Source organism: Candidatus Obscuribacterales bacterium (assembly GCA_019744775.1).
Taxonomy (GTDB): domain Bacteria; phylum Cyanobacteriota; class Vampirovibrionia; order Obscuribacterales; family Obscuribacteraceae; genus SBAT01.
Genome location: JAIETZ010000001.1, coordinates 415,942 through 440,404 on the forward strand (window position 1 = coordinate 415,942; position 24,463 = coordinate 440,404).

The window sequence follows — 24,463 nt, forward strand, 5'->3', positions numbered from 1 at the left end:
CTGACTTCGGCCTTCTGTCTGTCTTTCTTGGCCAAACGGCGGCGTTTTTTCTCGCGAGCATTGTATTTGCGCGTCATAAGAGCTCCTTGCTTCTGTATGGGAAACAACGATTTTACAAGCAATTGCGGCGTTCCAGCCCGCGTGTTAACAAGATGACAATTTACAAACCTTAATCTTTCTCTTGACTGCTAGATACTTGTTTGAAATGGGTAGAAACAATTAGACACCCTCATTAGTAAGGAGCCTTCATGGCTGCACGAGTAACCGAAGAAGTGACCGAGGACTGGTCAGAACAGCCACTCTTTGAAGAGGCTGCGGACGCTGCTGCAGAGGAAGAAGAGGAAACTCCTGAGGTTCCTGAGGCTGCCTTTACCGAGGATTCAGTCAGACTTTATTTGAGAGAAATCGGGCGCGTCAAAATGGTTAAGCCCGATGAAGAGATTGAATTGGCTCGCCAGATTGCCAAGGGCGACGAAAAAGCAAAGAAAAAGCTTATCCAAGCCAATCTTCGTTTGGTCATCTCAATAGCAAAGAAGTACGTCAATCGCGGACTACCTTTCCAAGACCTTATTCAGGAAGGGAATGTCGGCTTAATTCGCGCTGCTGAAAAATTCGACCACACCAAAGGTTTTAAATTCTCGACTTACGCCACCTGGTGGATTCGCCAGGCAATTAGCCGCGGTTTGGCTGATAAATCCAGAACCATCCGCGTACCTGTGCACATGGTTGAATCCATAAATAAGATGAAGAAGACAAGCGCCCGCCTGGCTCAGGAATTGGGACGCAAACCAACAGAGGCTGAGCTGTCTTCCGCCATGGATTTGCCGGTCAACAAAATCAAAGAAATCATCCAGGCAGATAGAGAACCTATCTCCATGGAAATGCCCTTAAATAGGGACGAAGAGACTTATTTAGGTGACCTCATCGAGGACAACGAATCGGCTCGCCCCGATTCGACAACAGAAGAAGAACTCATGCGGCAGGATCTCAATCGCATGCTTTCGCAATTGACTCCTCGTGAACGCGACATTATGCACTTGCGCTATGGCTTGGAAGATGGTCGCCAGAGAACTCTTGAAGAAGTCGGACGCTTATTCAACATTACTCGTGAACGCGTCAGACAAATCGAGCACAAAGCCTTTAGAAAACTGCGCCAGCCGGCCTGGTCATCCAAGCTTGCCGGATATCTCGAAGACTAGTTCGTTTCATGCATTTCACAAGCTAGCAATGCAAGAGCGGCGATGAGCCGGTCGTTAGCATTGCGGTAAGTTGTGCCGGAGGCAAGCAGAGGTGGAGTGAAACGCAACCGGAGCGTTATAATATGACCTTTCGGGTGATAGGCGTTGATAACCGAGCAAACCGAATTGAGTGTCGAAACCATTCGTTCGTTGTTAGAAGCTTCGGACAGGCAGCGGCTTAGGCTGGTTTTGAATGATCAGCACCCAGCTGACATTGCAGTCTTAATAGCAGAATTGAACAAAGAAGAGAGACTTTCTTGTTTCCGCATACTCGACCTTGATAACGCATCTGAAGTCTTGGCCGAATTAGAAGCAGATATATCTCGCGAACTATTGCACGAATTAGGCAATAGAGGCGTTGTACCTATCATCATGCGCATGGCACCTGACGAAGCTGCCGACTTGCTGTCGGAATTGCCGGAAGCGGAAGCAACATCAATCATCAGCCAAATTGGCGATGACGAAAGCGCGCAAGACATCAAAGAGCTTATGTCTTTTGAAGAAGACTCCGCCGGCGGCATCATGTCCAACGACTATCTTGCTTTGGAAAGCTCGATGACTGCAAGTGACGCCTTGGCACGATTACGAGAAACGTACGAAGAACTAGATGAAGAAATTTACGACGTATATGTTGTCGACGAAAACGATCATCTTGTCGGTCGCGTGTCCGTACGCGAACTTTTAACAGCAGATCCGGACATTCCTGTCGAAAGCATCATGGATGCTGATGTATTTTCTGTAAATACCGACACAGACCAAGAAGAAGCTGCCGACAAATTAAGTCACTATGACGTATTGTCACTGCCCGTTGTCGACAAAGAAGGCAAACTCAAAGGTATCATCACCGCAGACGACGTCCTCGACGTTTTAGAAGAAGAAGCAACTGAGGACATTTACGAATCATCCGGTATTAACGTACCCGAGATGGAGACAAGTGAGGCTTTAACCTACAACTTGCCTCTGGCATTTCGCGCTAGGCTGCCTTGGCTTGTCGTTACCTTATTGATTGAAACAGGCTCAGTACTCGTCATCACTCACTTTGATCACATGATTCAACAAACAGTAGCAGCCGCCTCTTTCATGCCACTGCTATCAGGTGTAACCGGTTCAGTTGCCACTCAAAGTACTTGCATCATGATTCGCGGAACGGCAACAGGGCATTTCAACTGGAGCTTAGCCTGGCGAAACACTTGGCACGAAGCCCGTGTGGGTGCGCTTTTAGGCTTAGCTTGCGGATTTATTGCCTGGTCGGTAAGTGTAATTATGCATGCCGGTCATCCAACGGCACTGGGCGTCATAGTCGGTTTTTCGTTGTGCCTAACGATGACAGTTGGCGTGTTAATAGGCACAGTAACGCCGATGATGTTTCACCGCTTAGGCATTGACCCGGCGCATGCATCCGGTCCTCTTATAACCAGTATTCTCGACGTTTGCACAATGACTATTTATTTGAGCATCGTGCACATTTGTCTAACTCAACTCCTCTAAAACAAGCGAGTAAATCATGGAAACGACAAAACTTGAGCCCAACCAAGAATTACTAGAACGCCGCAAGCAGGCGGGGCACATAAGCAAAGAAGCTGAAAAGAAACGCCATCAAGAAGGCAAATTAACAGCGAAGGAACGCATTGAGAAATTGGTTGACCCAGGCTCCTTTGTCGAACTCGATAGATTCGCCGTGCACCAGGCAACGCACTTCGGTATGGAGCGCAAGAAAGCCGTCGGCGACGGAGTAATAACCGGACAAGCAACGATAGACGGACGTCCTGTTTATCTTTTTGCGCACGACTCCACATTTTTAGGTGGAGCATTAGGACAAGCATTTGCCCGCAAAGTCTGCAAAATAATGGATTTGGCGGTACAAGCAGGCGTGCCTGTAATTGGTCTTAATGAAAGCGGCGGCGCGCGCATTCAAGAAGGTGTCGCCAGTCTTGCAGGCTACGCTGATATCTTCTATCGCAATGTGCAAGCCTCCGGAGTCGTACCACAAATATCTGCAATTTACGGCTCGTGTGCAGGCGGCGCTGTCTATAGTCCGGCGGTGACAGATTTCACCCTCATGGTGCGCGATAAAGGCTTTATGTTTATCACCGGCCCGGAAGTCGTCAAAGCTGTTACTGGCGAAGAAGTTACTTTCGAAGAATTAGGTGGAGCACTGGTACACAACACGAAATCAGGTGTTGCACAGTTGCTTGCAGACAACGAGGAAAACTCCTTTTTCCTAATTCGCAAATTGCTTTCCTATTTGCCCAGCAATAACTTAGACAGCCCTCCGGCATTGCCTTTAATAGGCGATGAGACACCGGCAGGGTTGAAAGAGCTGGACAACTTTGTACCGGCGGATACAACCAAGCCTTATGACATGCATGAGGTCATCACAAGAATTTTCGACCGCGGCGAATTTTTCGAAATTGCCCCGCACCACGCCGCAAATATCATTACCGGATTTGCTCGACTGGATGGGCAAGTTGTGGCACTGGTTGCCAATCAACCAAAAGTGCTCGCCGGTACTTTGGATATCGACGCATCAGTAAAAGCTGCCCGCTTTATTCGTTTTTGCGATGCCTTCAACATTCCACTCATTACGTTTGTCGATGTGCCTGGTTATTTGCCTGGCAAAAATCTCGAACACAACGGAATAATTAGACACGGAGCCAAGCTTCTCTACGCTTACTGCGAAGCGACTGTTCCTAAATTGACAGTTATCACTCGCAAAGCATATGGCGGCGCATTCGATGTGATGGGCTCCAAAAATGTCGGCGGAGACTTGAACCTTGCCTGGCCGACTGCAGAGATTGCCGTTATGGGTGCCGATGGCGCAGTCAAAATTCTCTATCGCAAAGAATTGGAGACCGCCGATAAAGGTCGCGCGCAAGAGTTATCCGCACAGTACAAAGCCCGCTTCAACAATCCCTACATCGCCGCTGAATTAGGCTATGTAGATGATGTTTGCTTGCCGTCTGAAACGAGGGACATTTTGATCAAGGCATTATCTGTACAACAAAACAAACGCGCCAAAAGACCCGCCCGGAAGCACGGTAATATACCTTTGTAACGCTCCGGTTTCGCTTCGCTTCACCTTCGCTTGCCGTCCGGCTTCCGCTGCGTGCCTCACTGGCGACCGGCTCAATCGCCGCTCTTGTTCGGCACCGTGTTACTGAACAACCTACGTAAGCGCGTTCTTTTTAGCCGGTTTCACCAAATTCGGGTGAATCAAGTTTGTTTCTGGAATACCTTCAGCACCCAATCTGAATTCAAATAAGTCAATTGGAATAGACAACGGCGCTGGGAGAAGTGACTCATATTTGGCGACGGGGTCTACAGAGTTTGTAGCCTTGCAGATTTTTTCCAGCAAAATAGGCGACATTGCCTGCGGTACAAAAACAGCAAGTCCTGTGACTCCAGGCGTCCTTTTAGCTTTTGCCATTAGTTCTGATAAAGCAAATTCAGCCAACTTCTTCTGATCTCCATTTTGAGCAGCAATTACCGATGCCAAAATAAGCGTCCGCTCTCTAAAGTCAAAGAAGCTTACTTGATACACAGGCACCGGCTTTGGCGAAAATATGCCCGTCGATAGCTGCTCAACAGTCAAATGGCTAATCTTGGACAGCGTCTCCCAAAATGTCAGCTGGCGATTGTAGAGCCCGGTGCGGTGAGCCAAGGCAAAAAAGTCGGTCAACAAATATCTGATCACATGCTCAATAAGAGCCGGACAGTTGTCATTAGCTCTAACTACTGATAAATTGCGCGCCGCCAATTCCAAGTCAGCCGGTTTGGCTGTTCTCGGCGACTCAACAATCTTGTGCAGGGTTGCCCCTTCAGGGTTTGGGCAGGTAACGGTTAGCTTGTAGGGGGTTTGCTCTTTCATGTCTATATTTTAGGCTGCCTTTGCCCGTGGTACATCTAAATTAAGTCTTGAAGTCCTCAATTTACGGCTTTATTTGCCAATTATTGGGGAATAAATAGGTAGACCAGACGGGCTGAGCGGTCATTTTATAAATTCTGTAAACTGAGTTGGGTGGCGTACACATTTAATCTATGGCAATTCTTCCGACACGAGGCTATTCTCCCCAAGCATTGAACGTCTTGACTGAGGTCAAGAAAGGCAATAAGCAAGCGCTTGGCGAATTTGTTTGGCAAAACCAAGAGCGGTTTTTCGCAATTGCACTTATCGCTTCAGGCAATCCTGACGTAGCAGTTGATTTGACTATCAATGCATTCGGCCGAGCCAATCAAGCAATTTCCCATTTAAATCCAAAAAACATGCAGGGTGCAGTTTGGCCCTGGCTATGTCAATTCATCATCGAATCATGCGCTGATTATCATCATCAGATGGGCGGACAGCCTGCAAGAGGCGGACATCCGGATCCAAGCATGGACGGCTCGGGTGATCTCAATTGGATGGAGCAAGCAAACATAAGCTCACAGCGTTTGAAGCGCTGCCTGAGCATGATTCCACAACAAGAACGAAATACATTTATTTTGCGTCAACAACTAGGACTTACGTACGAACAGATAGCAATCGTTTTAAACAGAAGCATGGAAGAAGTTATGGGAGACCTGTTCAGATCAAGGGTTCTCTTATTCAAATGCTTATGCCAGCGTGCATCTTGATGGAAGTGAGAAATAATGGCTTGTGAACAGTTTCGATTTCTAATTCAGCAACAGTTCGATGTTGAACTGCCGCCTCAAGACGAAAACCAGTTGTCTCAACACCTTTCGCAGTGCGAGGCATGTGAGCGCTTTCATTTCCAAATGGACCAAATTATTCGCACGGCATCCGATCTTGATTTGCCTGACGACACAACTCCGGAAAATCTTGAATCACTTGCCCGCATAGTCATCCAGCAATTACCAAAACCCAGTGGCGGCCCACTTTCTTTCATCACGAATTTATTTGGCGGTGGCAAGAAACAAGCAAAAGAGCCTCCGAAAGCGTCGCATACACCAAAGAGCTCAAGTCGCTTTCCTCACGTCAAACGCAATCAGTCAACGACAAATCAAAACATCACTGCTGAAGACAATACAGGTCATGTAGAAGATCACTCACAGTCCATGAGCACGACTTTGAGTGGCCGATTTGGTCGTGCTGTCCCCGAAGCTCCTGCCGAAGAAGGACCTTTGACACTGGCAGATACAATTCGCCGCAAAGTACAAGAAGAAAAGCAAACTCTGGCCCAGCAAGAAACTCCAGAGCCGCCACCACCAACCTCATGGCCGAGCGCTGAAGCAAATGCACCTGCAATGCCTCAAGATCAACAATTTGCACAGCCTAACTTCCAGGAAGACAACCGTTATGCTCCAGCAGGCGGAGCCTGGGAAGAACCAGCGTGGTCTCAACCACCGCCCGTGCCAACAGCGCCTTCAGAGCCTCCAGCGCCTACTCCACTTGCATCAATTGACTTGATGGGACAAACAGCAGATGCACAGTCCAATGCGTGGGGTGCACCTCCGCCACCACCTCCTCCGCCAATGCCGGACGAGAGAGCGCCTAATGATTTGGAAAAAGGATTATGGCAAGCTCAACAAGAGCAAAAAGCATGGAATGAGGAAGCTGAACAATTAGAAACCGGCTTCTGGCAAGCGTTTACTTCAGAGCAAGATAGTGGTCTAAGTGGACCGGGCGGCATGACTCAGCAGCCAGCCCCTACGCAGTCCGCACCTCCACCACCTCTGCCAACAGCAATGCCACCACTTCCTGGTGCGGTGCCACCGCCGCCTCCAATGCCGGAACTGTCAGCACCGCCACCTCCACCGATACCGGCGCTGTCAGTGCCGCCACCTGCACCTCTTGCAGCACCAAGTGCTCCAGCAGCTAACGACGAGCAAGTAATCAGCCGTTTTGACATACCGATTCAAGAGCGCATGGCGATGGCTCAAGCGCCGCAACAACCTGCAGCTCCACCTCCGCCTCCTCCTGTGCCTCAGAGTATAGCTCCGGCACCAGCGCAACCGGCAGAGAGCGATTCAGCCACTGAACCACAGTCGATAATCAGCAGACTATCAAGCATTCTCGGTGATAATCCGGGACAAGCTGCATCACCTCAATTGATGTCTGATCAAAATGCAGACTTGGGTGTTGCTCCAATGGAGCCTCCTATGCCGGTACCTGCTGCTCCTGCTTTTCCTTCGGCTCCGCCTGCTCCAGTTGCACCTCAACAAGTTGCACAACCAGTCGCGGCACCAAGTCCACCTCCAGCACCAATTCCTGTACCGGCTGCTGCTGCACCTCAGCCACAAGCACAACCAGCTGCTGCTCCTGTCGCTGCTTCAAATCCGTCAGGACTATTCAATGTTGATGAAAGTACAATCGACAAAATCTTCTCAGAGAATCTAGGCATTGTTGATGCAGGCACCGCTGTAAATCCAGGGCAAACACCACCAGTTGCTCAAGCGCCACCTGTAATTCAGACGCCACCACCAGCTCCAGCTACTCCTGTGCAGCCTCCACCGGTTCCACAACCGGCAGCTCAAGTACAAACTCCACCATCGCCGCCACCACAACCAGCAAAACAATCAGGTCTCTTTGCTGACATGGATGATGCTGCTATTGATCAACTCTTCTCCAGCAATTTAGGTATAAGCGACAAATCTCCAGTGCAGTCAAACGCACAGCCAATTCCACAACCTATTCCTGCTGCACCGCCTTTGCCACCTCCAGTCCCGCAGCAAGCAGCACCACCGCCGCAACCAATTCCGGTTGCACCGCCACCACCACCTCCTCCACCGGTAGTCGAACCTCCAGTCGTTGAGGCACCACCAGTGCCCCAGGTCATCACGCCACCGCCGCCGCCACCTGTCGTTGCAGAAGCACCTCCGCCAGTTGAATTCCATGCTCCACCGGCACCCGAACCACAGCCAGTGCCAGAGCCAATTGCCGCAGCACCACCAATTCCACAGGCCGCTCCGGCAGCAGCAGCTCCACCACCTGCCAACGACGGCATCTTAAACGTATCGGAGTCCGATCTCGATAAACTCTTCAGCGAAAACTTGGGCGTCAGCGAATCAGCATTATCATCCGCACCAAAAGTCAATTTGACTCAAGCGGTTGAAACAATTCGCCAAGCTACAGGCAGTACACAAGCACCACCACCTAAAATTGAAGGTGTCGGACGCTTATCCAAAAACGTTGACACAACTCAAGACACAACTTCCGGCAAAATTTCCTCGATCGGTAAATTCTTGCTAGATCAAAAAGACTTAGCCAAATTAGGAAAAGTCGCATCCAGCAATCTCTCATCAACAGACATGCGCGTCCTAACAATGGAAGCCGCTCAAGAATTGCAGAATTTGCTTGGACACATAGGCAGCCAACCAGGCGTTGCCGGCTCAGTAATTGTCGGTCACGACGGCATTCTCATTGCCAACAACCTCCCAGCAGGACACGACGCAGAATCAGTCGGCGTCTGGGCATTAGGTATTTTCCTCAACACGGAAAACACCATCAAAATGCTCGGTCACAACCACGTATTCCAAATGGTTGCTAGAACACCACAGGGCTTTTTAGTAATAGCTGATTTCGGCGGCGGCATTCTAGTCACCGTTAGCCAATCAAATCAAACCAATGAACTCATCCCATTGATGAGAACAATTACTCAGTTGGTTGCTCAAACAGCACACTAGTTTTGTGAATTAAGCACGTGATAGCAAAGCGTTCTCACACTGAATGCTGTACCGCCCTTATTACACTCGTCTTTGTCTTTATCTAGCCAGCTTGGACCAGCTACGTCCATGTGTGCCCAAGGACGTGAGTCGACAAATTCCTTGAGGAACATTGCAGCGGATGATGTGCCGGCTTCACCGCGTGATCCGGCATTTTTCAAGTCGGCAATGTCGCTCTTGAGGCTGTCTTTGTATTCGTCGTACATTGGCAATTGCCAGAATTTTTCACCGGCTTCAGCACCACGTGCAATGAGTTTATCGATTAGCTCTTGCGAATTGCCCATGATGCCGGCGGCAACGCGTCCTAAAGCTGTCACGCAAGCACCTGTGAGGGTGGCAACGTCAACAATCTCATCAGCACCTTCTTGCATGGCATAGCAAAGCGCGTCAGCCAAAACAAGACGTCCTTCGGCATCGGTGTTATTTACTTCAATTGTCTTGCCGTTCATTGCTGTGACAACATCGCCTGGATGCAGGGCTTGTCCACCAGGCATGTTTTCAGTGGCACCGACAACAACAAGTACGTTGACCTTTGGTTTCAATCTGGCTAATGCCAACGCGCTGGCGATGACGCAAGCAGCACCGGACATGTCGTATTTCATGTGTTCCATGCTGTTCGCAGGTTTGAGAGACAAGCCGCCTGAATCGAAGGTGATTCCTTTACCGACAAGACCAATAGTCTTTTTAGCTTCGTCATGCTTGTAGCGCATAACAATGAGTCTCGGCAGTTCCTTGGCGCCTTTGGCTACGCCCAAGAAAGAGCCCATTCCCAGCTTTTCAATTTGTGGTTGCTCGAGAATTTCCACAACCAAGCCTAACTCTTGCCCTTTTGTGCGAGCTTCTTCAGCAAGACGAGACGGCGTCAAATGATTGGCAGGTTCAGCGATTAGTTGGCGAGCAAAGTTTACTGATTCAGCAATTGCTTCGCCACGCTCACATGCCTTTTCAAAATCACCGGCACTTAGCTTTGATCCGCCAATGGCAATTTCAGTTAAGCTCGACTGTTTCTTCTCGTCCTTGCCTGATCTGTATTTGTTGAAAGTGTAAGAGCCTAGAATTGCTCCTTCAATAACGGCTTGGACAAAAGTGCGTTCGCCCTCTTTGCTCGGCAAGAAGAAGCATATTTTCTCTGTCTTGGCGTTGACAGAAAAGCGACGAGCAATGTTGGCAGCAAGCTTTCGTGCTTGTTGAATTGAATAATCAGCGGATTTGCCTAGCCCTGCAAATACAAGCTTTCTGGATGGTAATTCGCCATAAGTAGGCAGAATAAGAATCTGGTCGGACGAGCCCTTGAAAGTTTCTTCCTGCGTAGCCTGAGTAATTTTCTCGAGAAACGCCGGCGGAAAATCAGCTTGAAAGGACTTTATCGCATCAGTTATCGACTGGTCTTGAAAAATGCCCAACACTAATAGACCGCTGTCCACTTGAGCCGGCGGTCTCGTCTCTAATTTGTATTCCATTGGAGTTTCCTTTCTCGGATTCTATCTACTTAAATTACTTAATTGTGGAGCGCGTTGCGGCGACGGACTTCTTATCTGCCGGCTCTTCTAATTGATCTGGTTGCAATGATTGAGCAGTCGCTGTTGTCTCTTCGATGTCGGCATTCAAACGAGCAAATGTCGAACGATCAAGGGTCGGCAAATTGCGAGCAAATTTCTGCAATGCCGGATCAGCAGGTGCAACGAAAATTGCTTTTATCACCCATTGAATCTGCTTGGTTCTTGGATCATTTCTGCGACCCACATCGAAAATCAAATCATCTCGTCCGTATGTGACTAGACGAAAACGCTGGCAACCGTTCAATGGATTCGGCATAGCAACCAAGCGCAGCTGTCCGTCTGTGCGTGATTGAAGTCCTATGTATTTCGGAATGCTTGCCAGCTTGGGATCAGTTACCCATGCCTTGGCCATTTCAAGTCGGCCTTCACGCTCAGCTCTAAGGAATTGGAAGATGACGCTATGGATACTGTCATCAACAGCACTGCCTTCCATGACATATTTGCCGCCATTCAGGTGGAAGACTAATTTGTAGGCTGAAGCATCAGGCTTACCATAACTAGTTGTTGTACCAACGCTTGGGGTTACGGTTACAACCAGGTCTGAGCCGGACAAGCTGACTTTTCCTTGAATGCTATTCAAGGAAGCAGGAATACTAGCCATCAAATCAGATGCCGGTACCCAACCAGTGCTGGTGAATTTATAAGAGCTCCACCAAACTGTTTTGGCTGTTTTGTCATTACCTGTTAAGACAAGAAACTTAGTCCCTGGGACTTTCGCTACCGGAGCTGCGGTCTTTGCTGGCGCTTTAGCGCCTTTGGCTACTGCCGGTTTAACAGCTACAGCACCCGTGGGAACGCTTACGACTTTCGCTTCATTGATAAACACATCAGGAATGGTTATCAATTGAGTATGGGCAATTACTGCCTTGGAGGCAACTTTGGCTCCGGCAACCTTAACAGCCTTAACTTCGCGCCACTCAACTATGATTTCGCGGCTCTGAGTAATTTGCGGGAAGCTCCAGATACGTGCTTGTCCGCCATCATATACTTTGAGACCCAACTGGGTCAGCTGAGGTATGAGAGTCTGCAACTTAGTCAAATCAGCTTGAGTTGCTTGCGAATCATTTAGAAGAGACTGTAAGAAAGTTACTACCGGTACCCAAGTTGTATCACTTGGACTAGCCTTGTAGTCATCGATTGCCTTAGCCAAATTGCTTACGAGCACAGGCGGAATTTGATTAGCACTGGTCTCGGCTAATGGCTCTTCCTTCTTACCTGGCACAGCCGGTGTTGCTTGGGCAATGTAGAGAAGCTCTGCCTGACTCGCTTGAGCTTGCGGTTGAGCCTTTGTCACCTTGGCGGCTAAGCCTGGCTGAATCGCAGCCAGAGACAAAATGGACAAGACCGTCAACTTTTGTATTCTCGTCAAACTCATTACGTCTTACCTCTACTTGATTCTAACGTGTATCTAGGAAACAGTTGATGCCAGGCTTAATTGAGGAGCCTTACTCAAAGCCGTTTCGTCCGAAAATAGCTCGTAAATTTTTCTTGTATCCGTCACAATTTTCTCCAGCTCGACTGGAGTAATTGCTTGGGCAGCGTCACTCATTGCGCACGCAGGCTGTGGATGCACTTCGATAATTAGACCATCAGCACCGGCAGCAATTGCCGCTCGCGACATTGAGCGTATAAGGTCTTTTCTGCCTGTGCCGTGACTGGGGTCGACAATCACAGGCAAATTGGTCAGTGTCTTCAAGGCAGCAACAGCGCTTAGGTCAAGCGTGTTGCGCGTGTATGTCTCAAACGTGCGAATACCGCGTTCACAAAGAATGACTTGTGAATTGCCGGCAAGCATGATGTATTCGGCTGCTTGCAATAAATCATTTATGGTGGCAGACATGCCGCGTTTCAAAAGCACCGGCAATTGAGTCTTACCGACAGCACTCAACAGCTCGTAGTTGTACATGTTGCGTGCGCCGATTTGCAGCACATCAACATAGTCCAATGCAATTTCCAACTGCTCAACAGACATAACTTCACTAACAACAGGAAGTCCTGTCTGGCGTCTTGCTTGCGCTAAATACTCGAGAGCCTGTTTTCCAAGTCCGCGGAAATCATAAGGACTTGTCCGTGGCTTGAATGCTCCACCGCGCAACATAACTGCTCCGGCAACTTTTACTGCGTGCGCAGTTTGCAAAAGCATTTCTTCGTTTTCCACTGAGCATGGTCCGGCTATTACGACAGGCTTTGCGCCATAGCCAATTTTTATGTTCCCAACTACGACGGGCTTGCCTTCCGAATTATCCACACGCGGACAAGCCGGACCTAACTTCATGACCTTTTCCACACCGGCAATATTGCTGAACAAGTGCGAAGGCACAACTTTGACGTCGCCTGAGACAAATACCAGCGGATTTGGCTGGTTCAAAACTACTTGCGCAGCAAAACCAAGACGTTCAATTTCCGACACAACGCCGGTAATTTCCGCTTCAGGCAAATTTTTGTTCAAGACCAGAATCACAGAAGATTTCCTTGCCGATGGAAAGCCATTTCTCTTGACTACCTTTTCCGGCTGAGATCAAGACAGAAAATAGTAGCAAATTTTGTCAAGAAGCTGCATTTGGTAAGCTTAGTTTCAAGTTCATTTGTTACCTTCGATTTCCCCTAAAGTTGCCTCGGCGCCTAATCTCAGAGAGCGTGGTCAATGTCACCCAATGATAAATCTCAATTAAGCTCTCCTCTGTCCCTTTTTAGAGACGTAAATTGGTGGAAAACAGCCCTTTCCGACTCTCTGCTGTTCCTGCCTTTTTGCATTTTTCCGGCGTTACTTTTGGCTCTTGCCAATATCACCCTTGTCATTTGTGTGAATACCCTGTCCGACACTTCGGCACTGGAATCAATCACTGTTGACGCTCTTATGCAGAAACTAGCAATTGGTTTGACCACCACTTTTCTTGGTATTGGTCTTACAGTTTGGTCACTTACGATTTGGCTCGACAGACTGGCGGCATTTTGTCGCTTGCGTCTTTCTCAAGACACGCACGATAGAAAGACTCAAGTGCAGTCAGCACTGGCTGCAATTAAAGAAAACAAGAAAACACTATTCAAGTTTTGGTTTATTTTTTCACTCTATCTTTTGATACCAATTAGTCCGCTTACAATTCTCATAAGCGTGCAGACTCTTGCAGCTTCGCCCAGTCTTAAAGCTCTGAATATGGTTGCAATTCCACCAGAGCTGGCTCTTCTCAATAATGTCGGCATTGCAGTTTTCACAGTTATAACTTTAGCTATGACAATGGCAGGTACGGCCGTTGCCGGCAAATTGAGTTCTACCGCTCAAACTATGGCTGCACAATCGGTCAAACTATTTCTCAATCGAGCGCTTGCTCTTTGTCTAATTGCAGCAGCAGTTGTCTTTGTAAACGCAATTGTTTCTGCACCACAGGTCATCCTCACCGGCGGACAAATTGCGGCAAAATCAGATCTACTTCCGGGCATACTTGCACAAGTCTGGCTTTGTCTAACTAGTTCAATTCTATGGACACTTTCACTGTGTCCGGCAGTCGAATACTTACGCCGAGACCTTGTTGCCGCCTGAAGACTTTGCGCGTTGCAGCGCGTGTTTGGCATCGCGAAGAATTGTCTCTGGATTCAAATCTTCCATATTGAATCCGGCGCAACCGATGCTGACAGTTATCTTCGGTCCTTTTTTCTGACCAGGAAGAACAAAATTCATTGTCGGCATCTCCAGACGAATTTTTTCCGCCAGGACTCTTGCACCTGCTAAATCCGCATTCGGCATCACAACTGCAAACTCATCACCACCATATCGAGCAATTAAATCCGAAGCGCGAGTCATCGCAAGCATCTTGTTTGCCATTCTCGACAAAACCAAATCGCCTACTTGATAGCCGAATTCATCATTGATTGCCTTAAGATTATCCACATCGACGATAAGCAGTCCCACAGGGGCTTTTTGTCTATAGGAAAAGAGCAATTGCTGTTGCAAAAATCCGACGAGAAATTCAAGATTGTAGAGCCCGGTTGATGCATCGGTTGATGATCGATACATCTCCTTTTGATACAGCACTTCAATTTCTTGACTGGCCAGCACAAGACGCATGACAGGCAAAATCATCTTGTTGAGATGACGCATGGCCAATTTGCTTGCCTCGTCGAAGCCCTTCTTGTCGGCAGTGCCGAAAATAAGCGCGCCGATATTTGTTTTGTCGGCAACTACAGGCAAAATTTCAAAAGCACCAATGGCATCGCCGCTTGCTTGCACATCACCAAGCAATTCCACTTTTAGATCTTTTGGAGCACCAAGTTGTTTTGCAGCAGTGTCCTTTAGCATCTCCAATGCCTTGCGACTGACCGGCAAGTTGGCTTTTAGGCTGAGCCAAGGATGATTTGAACTTAAAACAGAAATGCCGACCACTTCGCAATCAAATACGTTCGTAAGCAAACGAAAATATTGCTCCAAAAACTGATTGCGCGGTTCGACTATTTCAATAAGCAATCTAGCAATTTGTCCCATCAATCGTTCAATCAACAAATCATCAATGAGGTTGAGGTATTTGTCCGCCGCTTTGTCCGATGGAACAATCGGATACCAATCGGCTGCTTGTGCTTCACCTGACTTTTCGGTTTCATCAATAAGCAAGTTCAATTTAGCAATCAGGTTGTCAACTGAATCTTTTCCATCGGCGAGAGAAATCTTGAGATCTGCCAATTTGGCATTGGTCCAAAACCCCGAATGCCCGTTCTTGCTATCCAGAACTACAACAGGCAATTGTGGATCTTTACTTCCTGACTTAATGAGACAGGCTAGCTGATAACTTTTCAGGTCTTCCAAGTCGGAGCCTACAACAACGGCGCTGGGCTTGGATTTAGCCAGCTCAGCCAGCGTCTCAAAGGCACTACCAGTGACACTTGAGCCAAATCCAGCCTTCTTAAGAGCCGCCTCAATAGGTTCAAGCTGAGCCTTATTACCAGCTAAAAGGACTTGCCTTTTTTTCATTTCTAAGCACCTGAGGGGAGGTCACACTCTTTCAGTACCCAGGATGTATATGTTTTTAGTGCGGGTTTTAGAAAGTTTCACCTTTATTGACGAAGCCAAGCTCCTAAGCTGCAATTGCCCTGGTGCTATGATCTATTCCCGTGTCATGGTGCGGTCTCGAAAGGTTTTGACGTACACAATGATTATGGAAGCCTGTAAGAAAGATAACGAAATTACTTTTGATTTCTCCGAGGAGCAGATCCTCATCAAGGAGATGGTTGCCGACCTAGCGAAGCATGAGTTCGCTCCCAAAGCTGCCGAAATAGACAAGTTGCATCGATTCCCCAAGGAAAACTGGCAGTTGCTCGCCGCATCTGATCTCTGCGGACTTGTTTTTCCGGAAAAATACGGCGGAGCCGGTCTGGATGCCGTGTCTTATGCGATTGTTGTTGAAGAGTTGGCCAAGAATTGTGCCACCACGTCAGTAATGTATTCGGCACACGTTTCGCTTTGCGCCAAGCCAATTTACCTATTTGGTTCAGAAGAGCAGAAGGAAAGAATTTTGACGCCGATGTGCAAAGGCGAAAAAATGGGTGCGTTTGCTTTGTCAGAACCCGGTTCCGGCTCCGATTCTGCTGCCGCTACTTGTACCGCTGTCGACAAAGGCGATCACTTTATTTTGAACGGTTCAAAAAACTGGATCACCAACGGTGTTGAAGCTGACTACTATTTGGTAATTGCGCAAACCGACAAACAATTGAAGCACAAAGGTCTTGTTGCCTTAATCGTAGAAAAAGGGTCGGAAGGCTTCACTTTCGGAAAACTCGAAGATAAGCTTGGAATCAGGGGTTCATCCACCTGCGAGCTCAATTTCGACAACACGAAAGTACCAAAAGCAAATATGCTCGGGCAATTAGGTGAAGGCTTCAAGGTAGCAATGGCTACTCTTGATGGTGGGCGTATTGGTATTGCCGCACAAGCAGTCGGTATTGCTCAAGGCGCTTGGGACCACGCATTTGCTTATTCGAAAGAGCGTGTCGCATTTGGTCAAACAATCAACAAACTGCAAGCCATTCAATTTATGCTCACTGAAATGGCCGTAGAAATTGATACTGCCAGACTTTTGACTCTGCATGCCAGCCGCGCGCAAGACACAGGTAAGCGTTTCACAAAAGAAGCAGCTCACGCCAAGCTCTACGCATCAGAAATGGCTATGCGCTCAACCGTGAAGTGCGTACAAATCTTTGGTGGTTATGGTTACGTGACAGACTACCCAGTCGAGCGTTATATGCGCGATGCGAAAATCACGGAAATATATGAAGGCACTTCAGAAATCCAACGTTTGGTTATTGCAAGCAATCTCCTGAAAGGACAATAAACTATGTCATGGCAGCCGCCACCACCTCCACCCAGACCGCAGCCGGGTCAACAGCCTGGCCAACCCGGAGCACAACCGGCGCAGCCATTAAACGCACAAAACTACTACAAGCTTTTGCAAGTAGATACTGAAGCTCATCCGACAGTAATTCGCTACGCGTACAGATTTTTGGCTGCTCAATATCACCCGGACAATGCCGAATCCGGTGATGCAGAAAAGTTTCGCATGGTCAGTGAAGCATGGCGCACACTTTCCGATAGAGGAAGACGCCAGGCATACGATATGCAATTAGGCGTGCAAAAACAGGCGCAGCCTGCTCAGCCGGGACAAGCAGCCAAACCGGACATTCCTAAGATGTCGCTTTCTTTTTCGGAAGTTGAGTTGCGGCTTGCCGTATTGCAGGTATTGCTCGAAGCACGCAGAAAGCGCCCGCAAACAGGCGGCGCATCAGCCAAAATGCTTATGGATTGCTTGAACTGCAACATGCAAGATATTGAATGGACACTTTGGTATTTGCGCGAAAAAGGCCATATCACAAGAACAGAAGCTGCTTTCATGATTACCGTAGCCGGTGTCGACTACCTGGTTGATGTGCTTTCACGCACGCAGCCAATGACATCAAGAGACGAACCAACAACTCTCGATCACTCAAACTTGCCGGCTACTCTGTAAAAATTACTGGATATGCTCTTCGTCGATTGATCGTGAAGCGGTCTTGTTTTTCGCTTCACGCATTGCTTTCTTCGCTTCGCGCTTTTCTTTGCGACTCAGCTTCTTGCGCTTTGGCTCTTCGCCTTCGACAGTGATGTCTTCATCCTTAACTGGTTTTTGCGCAACAAAAGTGCCACCTGAAAGCACGTTATTGACGTTCGCATCTCCACCCATGCGCTTAATTAGAGAGCGGCTGCACTGCAACAATGCAGGATTCTTTGTCATCAATGACATTTGATAAGACTCAATAGCAATATTGGCCTTTTCGGAAATGGCTTTGCTGCGGCACTCCAGGCTCTTGCCTAAATAGACTTCTTTCAACAATTTATCTTCTTCAGAGCCGCCGGAAGCCATTACCCAGGCGAAAATCGCGGCTTGAGCTGCCGGGGCTACAAGTGTCGGACTCAATGAAGCAAGGCTAAGCGTTGTTCTTACAAGCTTTTGCGAGCCACGGTTCAACTTAGAGACATTATTATATTTATGCAAATAACCTACGATTTGCTGAGACACAGGATCTGTTTCCACCGAAACATCGGCAAGGTATTTTTCTCTGTCAGATTTTTGACTGATACTCCAGGGCTTCTGCTGCCAGGTATCCTCAGCAACAGGATTTTGCTCAACTACCTTTTTCAAAAAATCTACAGTCTCAGCGGTCTTTTGTTCACCCACCAGCTTATTCAAACGATTGCTTGCTGACTTAATTTCCTCAGCGCCTGAGTTTGCATCCGAATTGCCCAAGCCCATAGCCAATTCTAAAACTGCTTTGGTTATATCAATATCGGTTTTATCAATAAGCTTTTGTCTCAAGTACTCAGCAGAGCTGCGGCCTTTAAGCTTTTGTTTTTCATCGAGAATAATATCGCTGGCTTCCGATGACTGCGATACGCCCTTATAAAGGAAGACATAGTTCAAAGCATCTTTAGAGCGGTGGACAAGACTGTGTTTGAATCCCTTGAATCTCTCAACATATTTGTTGATCTTCGCCATATTCTGATCTTGATTGAGTGCAGCATCAGTTAAATCATTGATGTACTTTGTTATCGGATCAGGAGAAGCATCAAGACTGACTTCACCACGCAAAGTGTTAGGTGATGCATCAATAGCCTTTAAAGACGCAGATTCATGAGCAAAAGCAGATACGGAAAGGTAGCACGAAACCGCAATGAGGATACCTACGCGCTGTGCAGATTTCACTCTCATACCAAATTCTCTGCTGCCGCCGCTCGTACCAAGCTCGCATCAAATGCAGGATCGCAAAGTGGAACAGCAGGCATTGTTTTTGTCAGTGACGTATAAACTCGGAATGCTTGTTCTAAAGCTATCTTGTGAATAGCACTTCCCGGCACGATACTTTGAGCCGTTACAACAAATTTTCCAACAAATGGATCGGTCTCTGCTCTTTTACCGAACATGAGGTTGTTGAAAACATTTCCTAGTAAATTTCCGCAATCTTGAGCAATTGAAAACGCATCGTTGACAAGAGACTCGATTAGATCCTGCTCTTGTACGTCTTCGAGCATAAGGGGAACCATCATTATTGGTTCGTCATCGCTCTTCACTACTATGCAGAGATAGTCGCCATCGGCAGGCAATGAACGAGCTATCGATTTAGGCTCTGTCTGATCAGAAAAATATGCCTGCCACTCACTTTCGGTTAGTGGATTAATCGTTGGGTGAAGATCTACGGTCAAGCCATACTGCATGTTTGTGCCACCTTATTTCTGTCGGCCGCTATTCGTGCAATAAAGTCCCCAACCAATTGCGCCACTTTCTCTTTTTTAAGATCCAATGTCAAAACATGGTCGCAATCAGTCAAATACTGGATGACTTTATCTCTACTTTGCAATCTCGAATAAAGCTCCGACGCGTTGTCGATGCTAGTCATTGTATCTTCTAAACTGTGAATAATCACCGTCGGACATGTAACAGCTTGAGCTTTTCTGCGAACTTCATGAACCAAATGGCTCATTTGTCTTACAGAGCCGGCATACGTCCGGAAAAGTCCGAAATCACTTGTCTCACCATTTTTGGCACGCTCAACCGAGCGGGTGATAATGCGTTGCAGCCGCTCATCTTTCAATCCATAAGGCGGACTTTCCGTCCAATAGCAGTTAGTGCCCAGAAATGGAAATATATCGACTAACGGCAGGAGAACTTCTGTTAAAGGCACCGTTTCGCCATCAAATCTAAGCGTTGTAGAAAGCGAAATAAATCCGGCAACTTTTGGATCATCAGCAGCCAAAATACAGGCTATGGAAGAGCCCATCGAAAGTCCACCTACAAATACATGCGCATTACGGCTATGCAAGTCATTAAGAGCACGGCGCGCTCCTGCCACCCAATCTTGCCAGCTTGTGTCCAGTAACTCCTGATGTCCGGCGCCATGTCCTTCCAACATCGGCACTGATACTTCACAGCCGAGTTTTTCCAAATGCTTCGCCAAGGGACGCATTTCCGCCGGCACACCGGTCAAACCATGCAGCAGCAAAACGCCTACATTAGATAGCTGGTTGTTCTCCGAGTCTGACACCTTCTCCACCTTCTTCAAAGCGGTTCAAATTTTCCCCAAACATTTTAGTAAGGGCGGACTGAATTTGATTGAAATCAACAAATTCAATATGAGCAATCTGATTTTCCACGCAGTACTTTACGAGCTTGTTTTTAGCGAACAGAACATCCGCTTTGTTTGCGCAGCAAAAATCACTGCGTCCATCACCAATGAAAATTCTCTTGTCGAGCCCAATATTGGCTTTTCCTTTTTCCAGAATTTCGCATTTACAAACGCCCGACGCACAACCGCCTGTACGAGATGCAAAAGGAAATTCAAGCGAAACCGTGGTGCTGTCTTCTTCCACCAATGCATTGGCCGTAACGGATGTTACTTTTACGCCTTCGCGTGCCATGATGAAATCAATTGTGCGATCAATTCCATCGCTTACAACATGAAGATCAATGCAATTCTCTTCGCACCACAAAGCAAAGTTTTTGAATGTGGGATCGACAACTATGCCGGCGAGTGCTTTTTCCATGGCTGCCCAGCCGCCTTCAAATAAGCGTACTTGTTGCGCCATGCACTCGCGAGAACCAATTTCGCCGCGCTCCCACTTTTCTTCAAGTTGTTTCCAACCTTCGCCTGCAACATGTTCGAGCAAAAAATCAACGCTGTCGCGTGTGGTTATTGTCCCGTCAAAGTCACAATAGATTGAAAGGCGGCCTTTCATCAGTTACTTCTTTTTGCACTCCGTGATCAGCATATCCAGCAATTCATGAGCTAGATCCATCTCTTCTTTGCTTATTTCAAGCGATGGCGCCAATGTCACGACGTTTTTGCAGTAACCGCCGATATCGAGAATGAGACCGACTTGCTTGCCGTTGACTTTGAGATTACCTTCAAGTCCTCTCTGGAACATGCGATCAGCGAGTTCTCTTGATGGTGTATAACCATCGGCTTCGCACATTTCCATTCTCAGAGCCAGACCCAAACCATCAACATCACCAACTTCAGGGTGCTTGCGCTTCAGGTCTTGCAGAATATTGAGGAAGTATTTGCCTTTTTCAGCAACTGTCTTTTCGTAGTTGCCGTCTTCAAATATCTTCATCACTTCCAAGCCGGTTGCAGTACCTAGTGAGTTGGAAGAGAAGGTCGAGTGAGTTGAACCAGGACCGAACTTATCCGGGCTGATTAGATTCTCTTTTGCCCAAATACCGGACAGAGGATTCATACCATTGGTCAATGCCTTACCGAAGACAATGATATCCGGTTTGACATTGAAATGTTCCATCGACCAGAGTTTGCCTGTGCGATAGAAGCCCATTTGGATTTCATCGTCGACCATCATAATGCCGTGGTCTTCGCAAACTTTCGCCAGTCTCTCAAAGTAGCCTTGTGGTGGTATCACATAACCGCCGGTACCTTGAATCGGCTCTACAAAGAATGCGCCGAATTCAGAACGCTTGGATTTTGGATTCCACACACTTGTGTATTCATGCTCGAAGAGTCTTTCAATTTGCTGAACGCAATAGAGTTCGCATGAATCAGGCTTCTTGCCGTAAGGGCAGCGGAAGCAGTAAGGATAAGGAATGAATTGAGCGCGATCACCGAATTCACCGTAGCTTTCGCGATAACGATAAGACGAAGTGATAGATGATGCTGCAAGAGTTCTACCGTGATAGCCGCCTTCAAAAGCAAACATGCGGCTCTTGCCTGTGGTCTTACGTACGAGCTTCAAAGCATCTTCTACAGCTTGTGCGCCGCCGACGTTGAAGTGCACGCGTCCGCCCTGACCAAAACCTTCTTTGACGGATTCAACAATCTTGTCGGCCAATTCAATTTTTTCTTTGTGCAAGTACTGGCAGGCCAATTGCGGCAAAGTGTCGATTTGCTTCTTCAAAGCGTCGTTGACGCGCTGATTGGAATAACCGAGGTTAACGGCCGAATACCACATCTGCAAATCGAGATACGGTGTCTCGTCGCCGTCATAGAGATAGCTGCCGTCGCAGTGAGCGAAAATCTTCGGACGCTCAGCGTAGTGAACGGTATCCCCGTACGAACACACGCGGCTTTCCAACTCCAACAAGGCTTCTTCTTCAGCCAGCCTCGTCTCTCTATCAGCTACGTTTGCAGCAGCAGCTGCGGAAGCGGAATTTGTACCAGCAAAAACATTCGAGCTCATTTCTGTTACCTGCTCAGTCCTATATTAATGGCCAAAGGAATTATATTGAAATTGCCTGGTAAGTTCCTTATAGAAACCTCTCCCTTGGCAACTATTTTCGTTTAGACAAATTCCTCAAAAACCTGGAGCGACCAGCCTTTCAGCAGATCGCTCCAAATGTGGTTTCTCTTATTTGTCTAGCGACGTCTCATTTAGCGAGCGACAAACTTGACAAGCAGAAGGGCTACGATGTTCAAAATCTTGATCATCGGGTTGATAGCCGGACCTGCAGTGTCCTTGTAAGGATCACCAACTGTATCGCCAGTCACGGCCGCTTTGTGGGCTTCAGAACCCTTGCCGCCGTGATGACCTTCTTCAATGTACTTCTTGGCATTATCCCAAGCGCCACCACCCGAGGTCATCGAGATGGCAACGAAGATACCGGTGACAATTGAGCCTACAAGTACGCCGCCCAATAGTTTGGCTGCTGCGTATTCGCCAGGCATCGCATTGCTCAACCAGACAACACCAAGGAAAGCCAAAACGACAGGCGTCAATACTGGAAGAAGCGCCGGCAAAACCATTTGCTTGATGGCGCTGCGTGTAACGATGTCCACGCAAGCGGCATAGTCAGGTTTAGCGGTGCCTTCCATGATGCCTGGAATGGCTTTGAACTGGCGTCTAACTTCTTCAACTACCAAACCACCTGCGCGGCCGACAGCTTCCATAGCTAGAGCACCAAACAAGAACGGAATCAAACCACCAAGGAAGAGTCCAGCCAATACGAATGGATTGGACAAATCAAAAGTGATGATTGCATTGCTGCCTGCTTCAGTAATTGCGTGTTGCAAATCTTGTGTATAAGAGTTGAACAACACAATTGCCGCCAAACCTGCAGATCCAATTGCATAGCCTTTGGTTACAGCTTTGGTTGTATTACCTACAGCATCTAATGGATCTGTAATTGCACGAACTTCTTTTGGCAGTTCGGACATTTCAGCAATACCACCAGCGTTATCTGTAATAGGACCATATGAGTCAATGGCGACGATAATGCCTGCCATAGACAACATGGACATTGCAGCAAGAGCTACACCATAGATATCAGCAAGTGCGTATGAGATAAGGATACCGCCGATGATCACGATTACCGGCAATGCTGTTGAACGCATCGAAACAGCCAAGCCGGCAATGATATTGGTGGCATGTCCTGTTTCAGAAGCTTTCGCAATGCTCTTAACCGGACCGAAAGCGGTCGAAGTGTAGTACTCGGTAATCCATACAAGTAAACCTGTTACACCAAGACCAACCAAGGTCGAGAACCAGAAGTTAATTGGATTGGCTTCAGCACCACGAATGGTCAAGCCGGTCATCATCTGCATTGTGATTGGGTAGAAGATACCTGCAGCCAATACGCCTGCCACCACGAGACCCTTATAGAGAGCACCCATGATGTTTTGGCTCTTGCCCAGCTTCACGAAGAAAGCACCAATTACTGATGTAATGATTGAGACACCGCCTAATACCAGCGGATAAAGCAGGATGGATGTGTGTCCAGCTGCAATTTGTTCCTTGAAGGTAATCGATGCAAGAAGCATTGTAGCGATAGCAGTAACTGCGTAAGTTTCGAACAAGTCGGCAGCCATACCTGCGCAATCACCTACGTTGTCACCGACGTTGTCGGCGATAACTGCGGGGTTGCGTGGATCGTCTTCAGGAATCCCTGCTTCAACTTTACCGACCAAGTCGGCGCCTACGTCAGCAGCTTTGGTGTAGATACCGCCTCCAAGACGGGCAAATACTGAAATCAAACTGGCGCCGAAGCCCAATCCGATAAGAGCATTAACGTCATTGGTTACAGCGTAAAATCCGGCAACTCCTAAAAGTCCCAGACCAACAACCAAAAGACCTGTAACCGAACCGCCTTTGAAAGCAACATCAAGAGCTTTGCTCAAACCTTCAGTTGCAGCTTGAGCAGTACGCACATTGGCTCTCACCGACACAAACATGCCGATATAACCAGCCAATCCGGAAAGAATTGCGCCGGTTGCAAAACCAAATGCTGTTGTCCAGCCAAGCACCAAACCGATGATTACGAAAAGCACCGCACCAACAATTGCCACTGTTGTGTATTGGCGATTCATGTAAGCATTTGCGCCTTCTTGAATGGCGCCGGCGATTGCTTGCATTCTTTCGTTGCCTGCATTGAGTTTCAAAACCCAGAGGCTAACAAATAACCCATAGAGAATGGCGACGAAAGCACATCCAATCGGCACCATGATGTTGTTCAGGTCCACGGTAAAAACTCCCTTTGTATTTACTAA

Annotated in this window: 19 protein-coding genes; 8 read left to right on the forward strand and 11 right to left on the reverse strand. The window is 47.8% G+C overall.

Features of this window, described 5'->3' with window-relative positions; translation table 11 throughout:
* Nucleotides 1-248 precede the first annotated feature (248 nt).
* The 3 genes from K2Y22_01765 (at nt 249) to K2Y22_01775 (ending at nt 4,293) form a co-directional block, all read left to right on the forward strand.
* The gene (locus K2Y22_01765) at nt 249-1,199 is read left to right on the forward strand and encodes a sigma-70 family RNA polymerase sigma factor (protein MBX9877160.1); all 951 of its coding nucleotides are present in this window, start codon (nt 249-251) and stop codon (nt 1,197-1,199) included.
* A 144-nt stretch (nt 1,200-1,343) separates the two neighbouring features.
* A complete protein-coding gene (mgtE, locus tag K2Y22_01770; protein ID MBX9877161.1) occupies nt 1,344-2,726 on the forward strand; it encodes a magnesium transporter in 1,383 nt (460 codons plus the stop codon).
* Nucleotides 2,727-2,742: 16 nt separating this feature from the next.
* Complete coding sequence (locus tag K2Y22_01775; GenBank protein ID MBX9877162.1) at nt 2,743-4,293, forward strand: acyl-CoA carboxylase subunit beta; 1,551 nt, start codon at nt 2,743-2,745, stop codon at nt 4,291-4,293.
* A gap of 111 nt (nt 4,294-4,404) precedes the next feature.
* Here K2Y22_01775 and K2Y22_01780 read toward each other — a convergent pair whose 3' ends face one another.
* Nucleotides 4,405-5,106, reverse strand: coding sequence for a hypothetical protein (locus tag K2Y22_01780; protein MBX9877163.1), 702 nt, complete (start codon nt 5,104-5,106; stop codon nt 4,405-4,407).
* A gap of 170 nt (nt 5,107-5,276) precedes the next feature.
* On the opposite strand from K2Y22_01780, the gene K2Y22_01785 reads away from it, so the two are divergent.
* Together K2Y22_01785 and K2Y22_01790 are read left to right on the forward strand one after the other, a co-directional pair.
* Entirely contained in the window at nt 5,277-5,852 is a 576-nt protein-coding gene (locus K2Y22_01785) for a sigma-70 family RNA polymerase sigma factor (GenBank protein MBX9877164.1), read from the forward strand.
* Nucleotides 5,853-5,867: 15 nt separating this feature from the next.
* Nucleotides 5,868-8,861 carry a roadblock/LC7 domain-containing protein gene (locus K2Y22_01790; protein MBX9877165.1) on the forward strand — a complete coding sequence of 998 codons (2,994 nt, stop codon included), beginning with the start codon at nt 5,868-5,870 and terminating at the stop codon, nt 8,859-8,861.
* On the opposite strand, the gene K2Y22_01795 is transcribed toward K2Y22_01790, so the two are convergent.
* From K2Y22_01795 to aroF, 3 genes are read right to left on the reverse strand one after another with little or no spacing between them, the layout of a single operon-like run.
* The gene (locus K2Y22_01795; GenBank protein ID MBX9877166.1) at nt 8,858-10,360 is read right to left on the reverse strand and encodes a leucyl aminopeptidase; all 1,503 of its coding nucleotides are present in this window, start codon (nt 10,358-10,360) and stop codon (nt 8,858-8,860) included. The two genes, K2Y22_01790 and K2Y22_01795, sit on opposite strands and share 4 nt — an antisense overlap.
* Nucleotides 10,361-10,394: 34 nt before the next feature.
* Nucleotides 10,395-11,834 carry a hypothetical protein gene (locus tag K2Y22_01800; GenBank protein MBX9877167.1) on the reverse strand — a complete coding sequence of 480 codons (1,440 nt, stop codon included), beginning with the start codon at nt 11,832-11,834 and terminating at the stop codon, nt 10,395-10,397.
* 33 nt (nt 11,835-11,867) lie between these two features.
* Nucleotides 11,868-12,920 carry a 3-deoxy-7-phosphoheptulonate synthase gene (gene aroF / locus K2Y22_01805; GenBank protein MBX9877168.1) on the reverse strand — a complete coding sequence of 351 codons (1,053 nt, stop codon included), beginning with the start codon at nt 12,918-12,920 and terminating at the stop codon, nt 11,868-11,870.
* Nucleotides 12,921-13,229: 309 nt separating this feature from the next.
* Here aroF and K2Y22_01810 point away from each other — a divergent pair, with 309 nt between their 5' ends.
* Nucleotides 13,230-13,997, forward strand: coding sequence for a hypothetical protein (locus K2Y22_01810; protein MBX9877169.1), 768 nt, complete (start codon nt 13,230-13,232; stop codon nt 13,995-13,997).
* On the opposite strand, the gene K2Y22_01815 is transcribed toward K2Y22_01810, so the two are convergent.
* Nucleotides 13,971-15,419: a diguanylate cyclase gene (locus K2Y22_01815; protein MBX9877170.1), complete on the reverse strand. Its 1,449-nt coding sequence runs from the start codon at nt 15,417-15,419 to the stop codon at nt 13,971-13,973. The genes K2Y22_01810 and K2Y22_01815 overlap by 27 nt on opposite strands.
* 211 nt (nt 15,420-15,630) lie before the next feature.
* On the opposite strand from K2Y22_01815, the gene K2Y22_01820 reads away from it, so the two are divergent.
* Entirely contained in the window at nt 15,631-16,776 is a 1,146-nt protein-coding gene (locus tag K2Y22_01820; GenBank protein ID MBX9877171.1) for an acyl-CoA dehydrogenase, read from the forward strand.
* A gap of 3 nt (nt 16,777-16,779) precedes the next feature.
* Nucleotides 16,780-17,448, forward strand: a complete 669-nt coding sequence (locus K2Y22_01825; protein MBX9877172.1) for a J domain-containing protein — start codon at nt 16,780-16,782, stop codon at nt 17,446-17,448.
* 3 nt (nt 17,449-17,451) lie between these two features.
* Here K2Y22_01825 and K2Y22_01830 read toward each other — a convergent pair whose 3' ends face one another.
* From K2Y22_01830 to K2Y22_01855, 6 genes are all read right to left on the reverse strand, one after another.
* The gene (locus K2Y22_01830; protein MBX9877173.1) at nt 17,452-18,687 is read right to left on the reverse strand and encodes a hypothetical protein; all 1,236 of its coding nucleotides are present in this window, start codon (nt 18,685-18,687) and stop codon (nt 17,452-17,454) included.
* Nucleotides 18,684-19,190 carry a hypothetical protein gene (locus K2Y22_01835; GenBank protein ID MBX9877174.1) on the reverse strand — a complete coding sequence of 169 codons (507 nt, stop codon included), beginning with the start codon at nt 19,188-19,190 and terminating at the stop codon, nt 18,684-18,686. Before K2Y22_01835 ends, K2Y22_01830 begins: the two co-directional genes overlap by 4 nt.
* Nucleotides 19,175-20,017, reverse strand: coding sequence for an alpha/beta fold hydrolase (locus K2Y22_01840; GenBank protein MBX9877175.1), 843 nt, complete (start codon nt 20,015-20,017; stop codon nt 19,175-19,177). The genes K2Y22_01835 and K2Y22_01840 overlap by 16 nt, the downstream gene beginning before the upstream one ends.
* Nucleotides 19,986-20,708, reverse strand: a complete 723-nt coding sequence (locus K2Y22_01845) for an MtnX-like HAD-IB family phosphatase (GenBank protein MBX9877176.1) — start codon at nt 20,706-20,708, stop codon at nt 19,986-19,988. Before K2Y22_01845 ends, K2Y22_01840 begins: the two co-directional genes overlap by 32 nt.
* A 3-nt stretch (nt 20,709-20,711) precedes the next feature.
* Nucleotides 20,712-22,160, reverse strand: a complete 1,449-nt coding sequence (locus K2Y22_01850) for an aminotransferase class III-fold pyridoxal phosphate-dependent enzyme (protein ID MBX9877177.1) — start codon at nt 22,158-22,160, stop codon at nt 20,712-20,714.
* Nucleotides 22,161-22,351: 191 nt separating this feature from the next.
* The gene (locus K2Y22_01855) at nt 22,352-24,436 is read right to left on the reverse strand and encodes a sodium-translocating pyrophosphatase (GenBank protein ID MBX9877178.1); all 2,085 of its coding nucleotides are present in this window, start codon (nt 24,434-24,436) and stop codon (nt 22,352-22,354) included.
* Between the last annotated feature and the right edge of the window lie 27 nt (nt 24,437-24,463).